Annotated in this window: 8 protein-coding genes; all 8 read left to right on the forward strand. The window is 41.2% G+C overall.

Annotated features, from left to right (window positions below):
* Positions 1 to 110 precede the first annotated feature (110 nt).
* Positions 111 to 2,546, forward strand: coding sequence for a hypothetical protein (locus tag H6G08_RS35930; RefSeq protein WP_190551950.1), 2,436 nt, complete (start codon positions 111 to 113; stop codon positions 2,544 to 2,546).
* A gap of 10 nt (positions 2,547 to 2,556) precedes the next feature.
* A complete protein-coding gene (locus H6G08_RS35935) occupies positions 2,557 to 3,072 on the forward strand; it encodes a phospholipase D-like domain-containing protein (RefSeq protein WP_190551952.1) in 516 nt (171 codons plus the stop codon).
* On the forward strand, positions 3,069 to 5,255 hold the full coding sequence (locus tag H6G08_RS35940) for a hypothetical protein (protein ID WP_190551954.1): 2,187 nt from the start codon (positions 3,069 to 3,071) through the stop codon (positions 5,253 to 5,255). The genes H6G08_RS35935 and H6G08_RS35940 overlap by 4 nt, the downstream gene beginning before the upstream one ends.
* A 147-nt stretch (positions 5,256 to 5,402) precedes the next feature.
* Positions 5,403 to 5,567, forward strand: a complete 165-nt coding sequence (locus tag H6G08_RS35945) for a hypothetical protein (protein ID WP_190551956.1) — start codon at positions 5,403 to 5,405, stop codon at positions 5,565 to 5,567.
* Positions 5,568 to 5,591: 24 nt separating this feature from the next.
* Complete coding sequence (locus H6G08_RS35950) at positions 5,592 to 9,875, forward strand: macro domain-containing protein (RefSeq protein WP_190551958.1); 4,284 nt, start codon at positions 5,592 to 5,594, stop codon at positions 9,873 to 9,875.
* Entirely contained in the window at positions 9,872 to 11,077 is a 1,206-nt protein-coding gene (locus H6G08_RS35955) for a CHAT domain-containing protein (protein WP_190551960.1), read from the forward strand. The genes H6G08_RS35950 and H6G08_RS35955 overlap by 4 nt, the downstream gene beginning before the upstream one ends.
* A 72-nt stretch (positions 11,078 to 11,149) precedes the next feature.
* Positions 11,150 to 15,337 (forward strand): AAA-like domain-containing protein, encoded by a 4,188-nt coding sequence (locus tag H6G08_RS35960; protein WP_242046431.1) that lies wholly within the window; start codon positions 11,150 to 11,152, stop codon positions 15,335 to 15,337.
* Positions 15,334 to 16,143 (forward strand): hypothetical protein, encoded by an 810-nt coding sequence (locus tag H6G08_RS35965; protein ID WP_242046434.1) that lies wholly within the window; start codon positions 15,334 to 15,336, stop codon positions 16,141 to 16,143. Before H6G08_RS35960 ends, H6G08_RS35965 begins: the two co-directional genes overlap by 4 nt.
* The last annotated feature ends 94 nt before the right edge of the window (positions 16,144 to 16,237 follow it).

Here is a 16,237-nt window from a genome sequence, read left to right on the forward strand (position 1 = left end):
ACAAAGGTACTACTAGATAGCGATCGCTCTGTATCAGTTGTGTAAGTCCATATCAATACAAATGTACTAAAATTTAGCGATCGCCTGTGCCAGTTGCGTAAGTCCTGTTAATGAAAGCAGTAAATTTGCAGTTTGAGCAAGAAAACAAGCTGCGCGTTAATAACACTAGAGCTTTGTTATATAAACACTTACCGGAGAATTTGTTCTCTGATATCAATTTGCCAGAGGTGCAAGTTGACTACCATCCCGATAATCACTACTCCAATAAAAAGCCTAACTCTGAAAGTATTAGTTTGGCGGTGAGTGAAACAATCCCAGGTAATGTAACATTTCGTGGTGGCAAGGGTTCAACTTGGATACCACCAGAAATTTCTGATGGAGAACCTTCCCGAATACCCATTAATCAGTACTATAAATTTAATCGAATTGACGAACGACCTAAAACCGTTAATTTGCCAACACGGGCATTGAAAAAAGTTGACATTACTAAAAAAAGTACCAACTTATTAAATTTATATCGTCCCACTGCAATTACGCCTAAGCAGTTCAGTCAAGACCATAACTCATCATTTTGGTGGTGTAACCCAGAAACAGGCGAATTATCTGAAAGCCGTACATTGGAAAATGCAGCACAAGATACACAATCATTAGCTCACTCTTGTTCAGCTAACGCCATTAGTGCGGTAGAAATTCGCCCTGTCCGTGATACTCCCACACCCGCATATACCCTTAAGCCTGGTCATTCTTCGCTTACTTGCGACCCATTAGGGCAAGAATTAATAGAACGGGTTGTTTTTCACAGTGACGAAACTGCAAATCTGAATTTGTTGGATGTGCGGCGAATCATTCTGGGAAGCGAGTACACGATTAAATTTCACAATTCACAGATTGAAGAAATTCGTGGAGTTGTGGGTTTTACTGTAGATGAGGAGAGTCTAAGCAACTGTGCTTTAGGCTACCAAATATTGACAGAAGGAGTTTGTTTTGACCTCAATTCCGATTTGCTAACCAAGCTGCAATTATCTAGTTCGACACAGAAAAATCTGTGTTACCATGCCATCCACCATGCCTTTGTTAGTGTTCTCACGGTTGAATATCAGGAAAACTACTTTGCTGCTGAATATCTTGTTAATGTGCTGCTGACCATAGCAGATAGATGGTGTGGTGGAGAAGGAGGAACACCCGAAGGGCTGCGTGATTGGTTTACTCGTGGTAACAGTCAGTTTGACCGTTGGTTGACAGAAGCAATTAATGGAATACAGCAGTTGTCCCGCAAAAATCAACAAGCTGTTTACCAATTAATAAAGAGTGACAATGATTATTTATCAAGATTTTTGAACTTGTACGCTGACATTCATAGCGGTGGATTGCACTATCAGCAATACTTACGGGACAGCTTTCAGTATAGTCTGACTCAAGCTTTAAAGTCTGTAGCCCAAGAAGTTGCAGGTGTTGAGGCACTGAATTACGTTGCAGCTTGGACTGAGTTACACGCTGACTTTGAGGGAATGGCGGCTGACCGGATTTGGTTGTACGAAATTGGTATGGGGGGTATTGGTGTAATGCGGGCAACCCATGACTTGTTACGCAACCATGCCGATAAATTCTGGACAACCCTCGCCAACAAAATGACTCGCTGTACCACTGCCCAAGAGGAAGCTTTTTTGCGTCATTTATTAGCACAACCTGAGTCTTGGTTAGAAGAATGTGAAACTAGGGTAGATGAAATTAGAGCAGCAGGTAAATCTAGCGATCGCCAAAATAAAATTGAAGAGTTAATGGCACAGGTACGGCAACAATTGGGTGTGCCTATGCGCCAAACCCAACTCAAAGCTATCTTTCGGGTTTTTATTCCCGACTACACTCAGCAACTAGGCGATACACCTCTGGTTAACTGGCGTATTTTTCGGGAAATTAACCACGAGTTTCTTCCTGATTGTGCCGAACAGCTAGGACGTGATCCTACATTTACTGAAGCAACGGCACTACTTTACCGCAAATTAGTTAAAGCTAGGCGCGATCAACAATCACCGCCCTATCCAGAGTTAATGCGCTTACTTGAAATTTATGAAGCCGAATATAGTGCTTCAGATAACGAAGCACGTAAAGCATTTGAAGCAGGGGTAGAACGCAGGATGCTTTTAAATTGTCGCTGCAATTGTTCCAGTTGCCTAGATGACCGCAGTGGCGACATCGAAGCGCCAGGTTTAAGTCGTCACCTTCTTAATCGTCCCCTACTGATGGAATGGTTAAATCAGGTTCGTACTCCTCAAACCTTAGAATTAGATGGCACTGTCAGCGGTACTGACATCAGTGAAAGAATGAGAACCTTGCTGGAAAATGGCTGTCAAACAATTTACTTACGGGTAAGAAGCGATAATCTTGCATCCTTGTGCGCCACAATTAGCTACTTAACAGATGCAGGTATCGACACAGATATCGGCATGGTTTACCCAATGATTACCGATATTCAAACTATTTACCCTAACAACTTAAAACCAAACGAATTACCTGTCATTCAAGTAACAGTTCGTCCTATTAAATGAGGTTCTGCCAATGGCAAAGCAATCAACTCAATTGCAACCCAGTGGTCAAGCAATGCTTTACAACTTTCTGCTCAATGAGATTTTAGCATCACAACTAGAAGGCAGTTACGAGTTTTGGATTGTTTCGCCTTGGGTAACAAATTTCCGTTTAGAAAAACCCTATTATGTCTCTTTTGGGGAAATTGTAGAGACAAAGCAAGAAGCACTACACCTGTTTGACATTCTGCATCAAATGGCCGCCAATGGCGGTAAAGTGTACATCACAGTAGGTAGCGATAAAGAGTATTATCCTTTATTGAGACAACTGGGCAATAAAAGCGATCGCATTCAGGTAAGGGTACTTTCCAAACTCCATACCAAGGCATACGTTGGTCATTACGGTGCTATTAACGGCTCACTAAATTTAACTGATGGGGGAGTTAATCAAAATTTTGAACTCTTCACATACAATCATGACGAACGGAGTATTGCTGAATTACGGAATATATGTGTACAGCATTTTGAACAAGGATTACTACTGTCATGACGTTTGGATATCAAATTGAGGCAAAATTGGGAAACGCTGACCAAGTTGGATTGCGTTTGCGGTGCAATGGGCAAACTCAAGCAGTAGAAATTTATCGGGAACTCAGGCAAGCTGAATTTAAGGTTACTAATCCAAGATCTTCATATCATGACGATTATACCCACTTTTTTTATGTCACTTCCACAGTCAACAGCCTTGATAGCGTAATGCAAAAAATAGAAGCTCGTATCAAAGCTTCAAACAATGCTAGTGTTGTCACAAAAGAAGCAACTTTAAAAGACTTCAAATCATGGCAAATTCAATTTCGTAAAGCTATCAAAAAATTAAATAACGATGATGTAAATCTTACAAGCTCTGTTCAAGAAATTAATCAAAATAACCTCGAACAAAAAATTACTGCTGGACGGATAACAGAAGTTGAAGACCATCTGCTGCGGCAAATTGATATTAATGATAGCAATGCTCTGCGAACATTAATTGCACTTTATGCAAAGACAGAACAGCATGAACAATTAGTAGAACTTTGTAAAGCGAAATATAAAAATATTCTGGCTTTACCTGTTTCTGGAAGGTTGGTAGAGCAGTTATTAACTGCTCATCTCCAGTATTACCAACAAACAAAAGAACAAGATTTATTAGCTTCTGTGCAAGCATTAGCACAAGAATTTTTACCCGAATTAGAAAGATTACGCCAAGCTAACGGAGTACGAAAACTGTTGCATTTGTCCTTGGTTCCTCAAGAACCCTTATCAACAATAGAAGGAGCTACACTTAACGAACAATTGACGCATTTATTAGAAATTGAACCAGGCGAACGTATCTCCCAACTGGAGAAACTTCAAGGGAAGTATCCCAAAGCTATTAATGTACTACTTGCTTTAGCTGATGCTTACGTAACAATTGATAATACAGACTCTGCTTTACAAATATATCAAGCAATTACCGAAAAGACAGAAGAGTTGCAACAACGTCATGCAGAACTGCTGCTAAATACTCAACGTTTCCAAGAAGTAATTGAATTATTACCCAAGGTAATTTCTGAACTTTCACCAGCATTGGCAGGATTACGTGGTGCTGCCCTTTATAACTTAGGGCAGAAAACACAAGCTAGTGAATTCTTGGAAAAGGCTTGGCAAGGAGGTGAACGTAGAGTTCAAATTCTACTACCTTTAGCAAAATTATGGGCTACAGTTGGTGATCCAATCAAAGCTGGGGAGGTATATCAAATACTCCTAGAAACAGCTGATGAAAAATTAACATTATCAGATCGTGCTTTAATAGCTAGAGTTGCTAATCTTGATGGTTTTGGTGATATTTCTGATGAAGATAAAGTTAGTTATTATGAGTTATGTGTAAATTTGGCTGGAGTACGTCTGCGGGATTTATCAGAAGCAGAAGAAATATTAAAAGATAGATTAGATTTGTGGAAGCAGATACAAAACACGTCAGGAATGCTCAATGCTTATGCTGACTGGTTAGACTGGCTTGCTAACGCAGAAAAGTGGGAAGATTTAAACAAAGAACTAGGTATTTTAAGAAAATTTGCAATCGAACAAAAAATCAGTTCGCTACAGTATTTTGAATTACTTGAAGGACTGGAAGCATACATAAATGTGCAACCTACTTTACGCCAAAGTTTAGCAAATGACTATTTTGGTTTAGCTATTGCTGAAATAGATAACGCATTACGTCAAGAAGAAGTCGAAGCGCCTTTTTTTGAAGATTTAAAACGTGCATTACTCTGTCTTAACTCGGATTCAGCAAATGAGCTTGTTGAGTATCGCCAACAACGTCGTGCTGAGGCTACTAAGCTGAATGTACAAGTAGCTTCAGATGAAAACATAGTATCAACAACTCAAAACTTGGCATCTATAAATCTTGCGTTAGTGGGTGGACACCAAGCAACTCGACGAGAAGTCATCCGTGAATTGTGCGAAAACTACGGTTTAAAAAATTGTGTTGAGGTTGCCCCCTCAAGTGAAGCATATATAAGTCGCAGTAACGTACAGGCACAAATAAGCAATTGTAATTTAATTGCAATAATTACTGGATATATGGGTCATGATTTAAGTCAAATTGTCTCTGACTTAAAAAAAGATGGCACTTTAACAGGTGATGTCTTTTTTCTAGCTTGTCGGGGCAAAAGTGGTGTAGTTCGCGCAATTCTTAATAAGGTGCAATAATAAAATGGCTGATAATTTGCTTAAGTTCTCATTTTAGTTATGCAGAAAGCGTTATTGCGGATGATTTATAGTGATACATGAGACAGCAAAGTGGAAAACCAGTAAAATAATCTCAATTGCGACCAGATAATCTACTATTTAATGAGTATGGCGCGATCGCTCAAAGTTAGCCAAAAATTGATTAAAACTCTCAAGTTAGCTTTTAAACCTAGTAGGTATGCACGTCAACAAGATATTGCTGAAGAGTTAGAGCTATTATGCTGTCGATTGCTAAATGAATTTTTTAATCTAGTTATCAAAGCAGCTACATAAGTAAAAATACTCTCCTGCTACCTTATGACTTACTACACCAGCAGCACAATTCAAGAATTTCTTGCTGGCATCTATCCTTTTGATCAGTTGTCATCAGCAGCACTAGCAAAACTGTCAACACAGTTTCAGTTGTTTCGCTATCGGATAGGTCAGGCGATTGTTAAACGGGAGGTAATGCCTGCCTATGTAGGAATTGTCTATGAAGGGAAAGCCCGTCTCATTGGTTATGATCCTCACCTACAAGCACCAGTGACGCTGAAATTACTGCAACCAGGAGAAATGCTTGGTTGGGTTGGTTTGGTAAGGGGAGTACCTTGTGAAACAGCAATTGCTTCTGAAGAAACGATTTGTTTAGTTCTACCATCTGAAGATTTTTTATCAGTTTTAGAACGAGAGTCGTCGTTAGCAAATGCTTTTCAGAATCAGTGTACACTCATTGAGGTGTTTGATTTACTTGGTGCTGATCTGGCTCGACAAGCTAATAGCAGCATTAACCTTATGGAACTGGCTTTAAAAGCTCAGTCAGAAGCCGTAATCTACAACTTACTTCCAGGCAGGGTGTCATTGAGTCAATTGGATGATGAGCGTCTTTGGTTTGTCAGTGGTGGTGGAGCCATAGCTAATTTTCCTGTAGCTAGTCGTCTCAATCTAGAAAATACTCAGACTTATATTAATGTGATAGGCGCTGTACCAGCCCGACTTGTGGGATTTCCGAAACTAGCTGAACTTCTAACTACTGCCGTAGAAGACGTTCAACAGGAGAGTAACAGAATTAAAGATGATTCTGAATCATCAAACTTTATAGATGCTTTTCCTTTTTTAGCTGAAGTCTTGCAAACAACCCATGATAGTAATAGCAACATTCAAACAGTATATACGCTTCTACAAGCTAATTTGGAAAAGCTCAACGAGAACTTAGCTCAACAATTGCGTACTTGGGCAGGGGCTACTCTACCTGAATTAACGCAAAGCCAAGCACAGCACATCGCAACAAATATTGCTAATTTTAGCAACCTGATTCACCAGTTTCCATTAGGTAATAAAACTTGCAATGTAGAAATTGCTATTACTGGTTATGAGATAGTTGCTCAAGTTTTTACCCGCGAAGAATTTCCTGAACAATGGGCAATGCTCCGAAGTAATCAAGCTGGAGTGTACCTTAAACGTATTCGAGGAGAGAGAGCAGAAAATTTAGAACGCGCCATAAGCTTCATTTCAGAAGCATTACAGGTATTGACTCGCCAAGCCTTTCCTGAGCAATGGGCAATCACTCAAAACAACTTAGGCGAAGTTTACCTCGAACGTATTCGAGGAATAAGAGCAGAAAATATAGAATTAGCTATTACTGCATTTAACAAGGCCTTAAATGTATTAACTTACATGGCATATCCCCAACAATGGGCCATGACGCAAAATAATTTAGGATTAGCTTTTGGTCAAAGAATTATAGGAGACAAAGCAGAAAATTTTGAAGCGGCAGTGACTTATTACCAAGAAGCTCTGAAAGTTTACACTCGTGAAGCATTTCCCAGTGAATGGGCTGCAACGCAGAATAATTTGGGACTAGCTTTTAGTGAAAGAATTACAGGATATAAAGCAGAAAATCTTCAAACGGCGATCGCTTGCTATCAAGCTGCACTAGAAGTTTACACTCGTGAAGCATTTCCCCATAAATGGGCAGATATACGCAAGAATATTGGAAATGTATACATAGAAAAAATACATAGCAATAGTTTAAATAATATAGATTGTTTACATAATATTGAATACGCTATTCTTTTCTATCAAGATGCACTAGAGATTTACACACCTGAGCAATTTCCAGATGAATGCTTAATCGTTCGAGAAAAAATTAGTAATGCTCACTATCTTTTAGAGCATTACCAAAGAGAATTAGAACTTGTCAGCCTGTCTCAACCTAATATCAGTAATGAAGCAATTATACGTATTGAATTGGTGAGAGCAAATCTTCTAGATTTAGAAGTAGATGCTATTGTTAGACCGACGAATACACAACTAGCTTTTGGGGGAGAAATTAGTAGACAGATTCTTCAAAGATTACAGAGTTCAGACTTTAGATGGTATCAAAGATTACAAACTTATTCAAGTGTGTCAGTTGGTGAAGTAATTGTAACAGAAGCAAGTCCTTTACCTGCTCGCTATTTATTTCATACGCCAATAGACAATTATATTAATGCTACAGTAGCAAGTGTATCCCAAGCAATTATTGCAGCCTTAAATAAAGCTGCAATTTTAAGTGATGTAAGGACTATAGCATTTCCTTCTTTAGGTACTGGAAAAGCAGGTTTAAATCCAACTACCTTGGCTTCAGAAATACTCAAAATAGTAACAAATCATCTAGGAAATGGAAGTAGGCTAGAAAAGGTTGTTTTCGCATTTGTAGACGAAACTGCATATCAAGCTTACGCAAGTGCCTACCAAATGCTGCTTCTGGAAACTGGAGTATTTTACAACGTTTCAGTGACTATTCCTCAAGAAACAGTTAGTCTTGGTGAAGACATAGAAATATCAGTCAATCTCAACCAAGCAGAAATCACCCAAAAAGAAACTTATACAATTCAAATTTCCCACAATGATGCTATCGGCAGCGAACTTAACATTATCCTCACTGCTCCAGGCTTCCAATTTAACAGCGACAACACCACAAGTTTACCCTTCGACTCCGACACCATTAACATAACCCAATCAGCAATTTTCAATCTTACCGCCCTGCGATCAGGTAAAACCAAAATCAAAGCAGAACTTTACTGTGGAGAAACTTACAAAACTACCCTCGAAACTGAAGTAGAAGTTATTGCATTTGATGAAACAGAAATACCCCCACTTATCGCTGCCCGATCGCGTCCCGTTCCTCAACCAGATATAATTCTCCAAGTGCGTACTACTTGGAACGCAGATATCTCCGCGTGTACTTTCAATTATCATATCGATAACTATCAACCACGCCTGCTGTTTGCGGATGATGTTGACTACAATTCACAGTCTTTATCTACTAATTGGGTCGAGCGATCGCACTCATTATTAAAAACTACCCTTGAGGAAGCAGCAACTAGCCTGAGAGAAGATTTCCGTTCTCGCCTTGTTTCTCTCGGTCAGTACCTGTTTCAATGCTTACTCCCAGAAGAACTGCAAAATACCTTTCGCACCATAGCCAGCTTTAACCACCCTTTCACTTTACTGATATTAGCTGACCAGGATGCTTGGTTTCCTTGGGAACTGTTGCATGATGGGCAGAAATTTTTAGGCGATCGCTTTATTATTGGGCGATGGCTTTGGGAATTAGAAAAAGCACGACCCTATGAGTTTCCTGTGGGTGCGGTCAATGTTGCCCATTATGCTAGTGTGGAACAACCTGAACTTTGGACTGAGCTTTTGCAATCATCAGGCGCACCGCCGCCAATTTCCATGCAAGCTGGTATATTTAATGATATTACTTTGTTTGAATCAATACGTGGCTTGCATTTAATTCGCTATGGTCAATCTGTGAACACAACAAACCGCCAGGATGCGCCAGTGCGGGTGAATAGCAGTAGCGATATTCAGGATATTGAGCGTGAGGTGCAACCAGCCAAGCTGAGTCTGCGTCGCAATCATCCCCTTGTATCTTTGAGTTATCTAAATGCAGGACAAGCGGAATTAACAGCATTAGAGCAAACCTGGGCTTCTACCTTTGTCAGAGCAGGTTGTAGTGCCTTTGTTGGTTCCCTCTGGGCGGTGCAAGCGAATGTGGAAGCAGCTTTTATTAGTGCTTTTTATCACAGCATTTGGGCAGGACAAACTTTGGGTGTGGCGTTCCAAACGGCTCGTAGATTGGCTAAAACCGTTGTACCAGAATCCTTGGACTGGCTGGCTTATGTATTATTTGGCGACCCAATGGCGCGTCCTTACCGACCTGTGCAGGGACAGGGATATGCGGTTGTGGAACCTATAGGTCAAGAAATTGACGATTCAGTATCGCCAGGAAGCACAGTAAGGTTTCGCGTTAGCCTGCGCCGCACCCCTCCTGTATGGTACGAGAATCGTTTAATGGAGGTGGCTGAAGATTTAAGTTTTGATGATTTACGTGTTTTTATCGTCACGTCCGGATTGCAGGTTACTCCTGGTGATTCAATACTTATGACACGCACAGCTACCGGAGATTATTTAGGTTGGTTTACGCTCACTGTCCCTGCTGAGATGGAAAGTCGGTCAGTTTTAGTTCAGGTTTACTTTGAGGACGGTGTGGAACCTGTTCACAATTTGCGTTTTGCACTGAATATTGTTAAGCAGGACGGTGAGGCGCAATGAGAGGAGTTAGTAGTTCAGTTGGTGTAAATTTAGCTAATTCTTGCTTAGAAATTATAATCGATAAAGATTACTACTCAATTGGTCGGTGGAGCTTTCCTAAACCTGATAATAAAGTTTTGGAAGTGCTGACAGAAGAAATTTTAGATTGTTTTGATGCTTTAAGAATAACTATTAATAAAGAAAAAAGCCTCGCAATAGAAGCGGATTTATGTCATAAATATTTAATCAAATTAGCTGAATGGGGACGAACAGCCTACCAAGCATTTTTTGGTGAAGATAGACCAAATAAAATCCTCACCAGTCGCCTAAATGAAAATGTTGCTCCCACCTTTGTTTCTGAAGTTATGCCCTTTGCTTGGGAGGTTTTGTTTGAGGGGAGTGAAGAGGACTATGAACAGGGTAATCCTGAAATGTTTTGGGGAATGCGCTATACCCCGGCTCGAATTCTCAACCCAGAAAAAGATATCGCAGATTATGTTTTGGAGCAAGCCCAACCTTCAGATATGTTGTTTTGCTTGCATCACAGGTTGCTTCATGCTCATAAAAAAGAAAGGCCAGAAATTGAAAGATTAGTGAGGGTGACAGCAAAAGACCACTTTACGTTGCTGGGTACAGCTTGCAATTTGACTAATGGTAAATCCGGCGATCCCTTGGGTGATGATTTACTCAAATATCTTTACAAAGCTAGCCACAATATGTTGCATTTTGCTTGCCATTGTAAGGAAAGTAAATTGGGTGATAAGCTGCTGATTTCTTTTATTCAAGATGAAGAGATAACAGAAAATGGCTTGGTGCTAGAGTTGGAAACTTACAAATTTTTGTTGCGCCAGGGGAAATTTCTCTGTCAGCCGTTGGTGTTTCTCAATGCTTGTCAGTCGGCTGGGGGTGCAGATGAGTTACGGAGGACTTTTAATTTACCCAAGGTGTTTATTCAGCATGGGGCAGCAGCAGTGATTGCTACAGCTTGTCCTGTACCGGATATGTTTGCGGCGGCGTTTGCAAAGGTATTTTATGAGTTTTTTCTGCGGGGGATGGTGGTGAGGGATGAAACAACTGGGGAGAAAGTCGTTAAGATTATGACAATTGGAGAGGCATTACGGGCGACGAGGTGGTATTTTTTGAAGGAGTTTAATAATCCGTTGGGGTTGGCTTATGGGGTTTATAGTCCGGCAGGCTATCGGGTAGGGGAATCGCTAATATAAACGCTTTCAACTAGCAACAACGATTCCCCCCTCGCTCCAATTTCTCAATATGGGCAGCTCGTACGTTAAAATATGGTTTTATCTGGTCAGCAGCATAAAAAATTAAGAGATGCTTTAATTGATGCTTTTCCTGACAAAACATCACTAGAGCAAATGTTAGCGTTTGAGTTAGATAAAAACCTAGATACAATTGTAGGGCGCAGTAATTTAACAGAACTTGTCTATATTTTAATAACAACAGCAGAAGCTCAGGGATGGCTTGGAAATTTAATTGATGCTGCACGTAAGTTCAACCCTGCAAACCTACGGTTGAAAGCTATTGCTGAAGAATTGTTACCAAATCATTATCCAGGACAAAGTATTCAGCAACAAAAAATTTTGATTTTGGCAGCAATTCCCGACGGTTTGCGCTTGGATAGAGAAATACGAAAAATTGAAGAATGTATTCGACGCGCCGTAAGACGGGATATGTTTGAGGTTGATATTAGGACTGCTGTTCGACCCCAGGATATTCGCCGTGCGATCGCAGAAGAGACACCCCAAATCGTCCATTTCTGTGGACACGGTTTGAAAGATGGTAGCTTGCTGTTAGAGGATGAGGGGGGGCGTAACAAAGCTGTTTCACCAGAGGGTCTGGCATCACTTTTTAAGTTACACGCGGATTATGTGAACTGCGTGGTGCTAAACGGCGGTTACTCCACCAAAACCGCCGAAGCAATTAGTCAATACATTAATTATGTAATTGGGATTAATCAGCCGATTGAAGACAAAGCTGCGATCCAGTTCGCTCAAGGTTTTTACGATGGATTGGGTTATGAAACCTCACCAAATCAAGATGGGTTTCAAAGAGCTTTTGAAGAAGGTTTAGTGGCGATTGAACTAGAAAGCCTTTCCCAAGACCAGATTCCAGTTATTAAAACAAGAATAAATATTAGGAGCAGAGTTTTTATTAGTTACCGCAGTAAAGACCCTGACCTTAGTCTTGCTCAGCTGTTTTATAAAGGCATCAAAGCCGCAGGACACGAAGCATTTATGGCAGAGGAGAGTATTCGCCTGGGAGAAAACTTGCCCGAACGCATCGACAAAGAGTTAGAAAGGTGTGATTATTTTCTTCTGCTGTTATCTCCTAAATCTGCAACTAGTGAAATGGTGACAGAAGAAGTAAGGCGGGCGAAACAGTTGCAGGACTTGCGTCCCGACCATAAGCCACTGATTTTGCCCATCCGCGTCAACTTTCCTTTGAGTGCGCCACTGAATTATGATTTGCGCGGTTATTTGAGTCAGATTCAACAGCGAGAGTGGAAATCTCCTGCCGATACTCCTAAGACTCTACAAGAAATCTTGACGATTCTGGAACATCCACCCCTGCCAGTGACAGAACCAGAATTGCCGGCAGAACCAGAATTGCCAGAAGGACAGACGGATCTCACTTCGGCGTTTTATGTAGAGCGACCCCCCATTGAATCTCAATGCTACGAGGAAATTTTGAAAGCTGGATCTTTGATCTACATCAAAGCACCCCGAAAGATGGGTAAAAGCTCACTTATGGCACGGATTCTCTATCAAGCTTCGCAACAAGGTTGTTTAACTGTACCTTTGAGCTTTCAGTTAGCAGATGGGAAAGTTTTTGCCGATTTAGATAAATTTCTCCAATGGTTTTGTGCCAGCGTAGGACGAAGGCTAAGGATATCCAACAAGTTAGGGGATTACTGGGACGAGATTTTTGGCAGTAAAGATAACTGCACTGCTTATTTTGAGGAGTATTTACTGGCAGAAATCAATCAACCTCTAGTTTTGGGATTAGATGAAGTTGATTTGGTCTTCCAACATCCCGAAATTGCTGCTGACTTTTTTGGGCTGTTACGCGCATGGCATGAGGACGGCAAAAATCGAGAGATTTGGAAAAAACTGCGGTTAATTGTAGTGCATTCCACAGAAGTTTACATCCCGATGAATATTTATCAATCACCGTTTAATATCGGGTTGTCAATTGAGTTGCCGGAATTTAACGTGGAGCAAGTGCTTAATTTGGCACAGCGACACGGACTAAATTGGAATTCTACCCAGGTTGAGCAGTTGATGGGAATGGTGGGAGGATATCCTTATCTGGTGCGGATGGCTTTGTATGAGATTGCGCGGCAGAAAACCACGCTGGAGCAGTTACTAGACATCGCCCCTACAGAGGCTGGGCTTTATAGCGACTATTTGCGAAGGCATTTGTGGAATTTAGAACAGCATCCAGAACTTGCAGCTGGAGTTAAACAAATTGTTGCAACAACAGCACCAGTACATTTGGAGCCAATACAAGCATTTAGATTAAAAAGTATGGGGTTAGTGAAACTTTTAGGTAATGATTGTGTTCCTAGCTGCGATTTATATCGCCAGTATTTTTCTCGTCGGTATTTTTCTGAGCCTTTGGTGAATCACTACTTCTACAGTATTTCATTAACTACATCTCAAGCCTCAGTATCCCTTGGTTTAGAAATAGAAGTTTTAATTTCCCTGAAATCATTTACAGCTAGCAACAACAATGATTATGTACTGCAAATTCCACAATATCAAGCAGCCGGAAGTGAGCTAAATATAATTCTAGTAACCTCAGGTTTCCAGTTGGAAGGTGACAACACCACCAGCCTACCTCTCGACCCCGACACAGCCCAAGAAACCCAAACCGCCCGCTTCCGCCTCACCGCCCTCCGCCCCGGTTCTGCCACCATCATCGCCGAACTTTACCGAGGCGACACCTTTGAGACAAAACTCGAAACCCAAATCCAAGTCGCCAATATTGACGAAGCAACCTTCACCCCCCATCGTATCACCACCCAACCCCGTCCCGTTCCCCAACCAGATTTCATTCTCCGCATTCAAACAATCTGGAATGAAACAAACTCCACCTGCAAATTACAATACCAACTAAAAAGCTTCCGCTTTCTCTCAGTATTTTCTGGTAACAATATTTATACATCAGAATCACTTTCTAGCAGTTGGATAGAACAGGTACGGGGATTGTTAGCAACTACACTCGAAAACATATCTGGTAGTTTGCCCACTGAGGGAAAATCTCGTTTAATTTCCCTTGGTCAATACTTATTTGGGCAAGTTTTACCCACGGAACTACAAACAGACTTTCGCAGTTTAATACCCCAAAATTCCACTTTTACACTTTTAGTTCTCGCCGACCAAGAAGCCTGGATACCTTGGGAACTTTTGCACGAGGGGCAGAAGTTTTTGGGCGATCGCTTCATCATTGGCCGCTGGCTACAGGAATTAAACGACACCAGACCCTATGAATTTCCCGTAGGTGCGGTTAACGTTGCCCACTACGCTAATGTCGAACAACCCCAACTCTGGTCAACCCTCCTCGAAGCCCCCGGCACGCCTCCACCCCAGCCTTTACCAGCAGGTGTATTGCATGATTCCACTGAAGCTATGCGAGGTCTGCATTTAATTCGCTACAGTCAGTCCTCAGATGCAGACCTTCGTAACGCTCCCGTAACCTTAGATAATATCAACCACACAGAAGACATAGAACTGCAAATGCGTCCCGCCAAACTAAACCTGCGGCGCAATCGTCCATTTGTTACTTTGAGTTACGTGAAAACCGATACTCCAGAATTGACGGCATTAGAAAACACATGGGCATCTGCCTTTATCCGCGCTGGATGTAGCGGCTTCACTGGCTCACTCTGGGCTGTAGAACCAGCAGTAGAAGCTGCCTTTATTAGCTGCTTTTACAGCAGTCTGTGGGCTGGCGCTTCCTTGGGCGAAGCTTTTTATACTAGCCGTCAGTTAGCCCGTGTAGCTGCACCTGATTCCCTCGACTGGCTAGCCTACGTTTTGTTTGGCGACCCAATGGCGCGTCCTTACCGTCCCGTTCCTGGTGATGGTTATGCCATTGTCGAACCTATAGGACGGGAAATTGATGACCCATTGCCCCCTGGTGCGATCGCTCGTTTTCGTGTTACCTTGCGAAAAAATCCGCCTATATGGCATGAAGATAGAGTTATTGAGGTAGCAGAAAATCTCGTCTTTGAAAATCTACAGGTACACATCGTAACCTACGGTCTGCAAGTGATTCCAGATTTACCTGTCACGATGACACTCATTGCTAAAGGTGATTATTTAGGCTGGTTTACCCTAGTTGTACCTAATGAAATTACTGAAACCTCACCTTTAGTTCAGGTGTACTTTGCAGATGGGATGCGACCAATTCATAGCCTAAATTTTTCCCTCAAAATTGAGAACAGGAGGGAAGAATGAGCGGTATTAGTAGCGCCATTCGCCATCAAACAATGGCATCTTTTTTACCAATTGTAATCCCTAAAGAAAATTATTATAATATTGGTTGGCAAAAGTTTAACATAACTGCCACTGATGAAGAACTTTTGAAATTTACAAATAATGTTTTAGAGTCTTTTTGGAGACTAGAAAAAGCAATTAATCAAACCAAAAGTATCAAATTAGATGCGGAAACTTGCCAGCAAGAAATGAGAGAATTGGCAAAGTGGGGTTTAGCAGCTTACCGCAGATTTTTTGAAGAGGAAGGCTCCCGTCAAATTATCGAAGGTCGTTGTAAAATGATGGGCAGCGAAACCCCAGCGCCTACCTTTATATCTGAGCGGGTACTTTTTCCTTGGGAAGTACTGTATGCAGGGGATAATTATCAAGAAGCTAATCCAGAAATGTTTTGGGGACTGCGCTACACTCCCGCTCGAATTCTTACTCCCGAAAAAGATATTTCTCGCTTTTTGGCAGACAGAACCACACCATTAGATATGATGTTTTGTCTGCATCATCGACTGCGAGAAGCTCATCAAAATGAATGGCTACTAATTCAAAAATTGATTCGCACCTTGCAAAATAGCCGTTGTTCTCTGCTTTCAGCAGTAGGCAAATTAACAAAAATTGAAAATGGAGAAAACTTACTTGATTATTTTATAGAAGCTAACCATAATATTTTGCACTTTGCTTGTCACTGTCTATCAGAAGAACTAGATGTAGATACCCTGCTATTTTCTCTGTTAAAGGATGAAGGACAAGAAGGCGAACCTTTAGAGGATGTTTGAAAAGTCGGACAGATTGTAAAAAAGCTCTCTCGGTATACGCTGTGAATAGATAGTAGACAGCACCGAGAGAGCAACATGAGTAAAGCATATCCCA

It is taken from the genome of Calothrix anomala FACHB-343 (assembly GCF_014696435.1).
GTDB lineage: Bacteria > Cyanobacteriota > Cyanobacteriia > Cyanobacteriales > Nostocaceae > Aulosira > Aulosira anomala_A.

Coding starts and splice junctions, on each gene's coding strand:
- H6G08_RS35930 (WP_190551950.1), top strand. CDS start 111: ATGAAAGCAGTAAATTTGCAGTTTGAGCAAGAAAACAAGCTGCGCGTT.
- H6G08_RS35935 (WP_190551952.1), top strand. CDS start 2,557: ATGGCAAAGCAATCAACTCAATTGCAACCCAGTGGTCAAGCAATGCTT.
- H6G08_RS35945 (WP_190551956.1), top strand. CDS start 5,403: ATGGCGCGATCGCTCAAAGTTAGCCAAAAATTGATTAAAACTCTCAAG.
- H6G08_RS35965 (WP_242046434.1), top strand. CDS start 15,334: ATGAGCGGTATTAGTAGCGCCATTCGCCATCAAACAATGGCATCTTTT.
- H6G08_RS35950 (WP_190551958.1), top strand. CDS start 5,592: ATGACTTACTACACCAGCAGCACAATTCAAGAATTTCTTGCTGGCATC.
- H6G08_RS35940 (WP_190551954.1), top strand. CDS start 3,069: ATGACGTTTGGATATCAAATTGAGGCAAAATTGGGAAACGCTGACCAA.
- H6G08_RS35960 (WP_242046431.1), top strand. CDS start 11,150: ATGGTTTTATCTGGTCAGCAGCATAAAAAATTAAGAGATGCTTTAATT.
- H6G08_RS35955 (WP_190551960.1), top strand. CDS start 9,872: ATGAGAGGAGTTAGTAGTTCAGTTGGTGTAAATTTAGCTAATTCTTGC.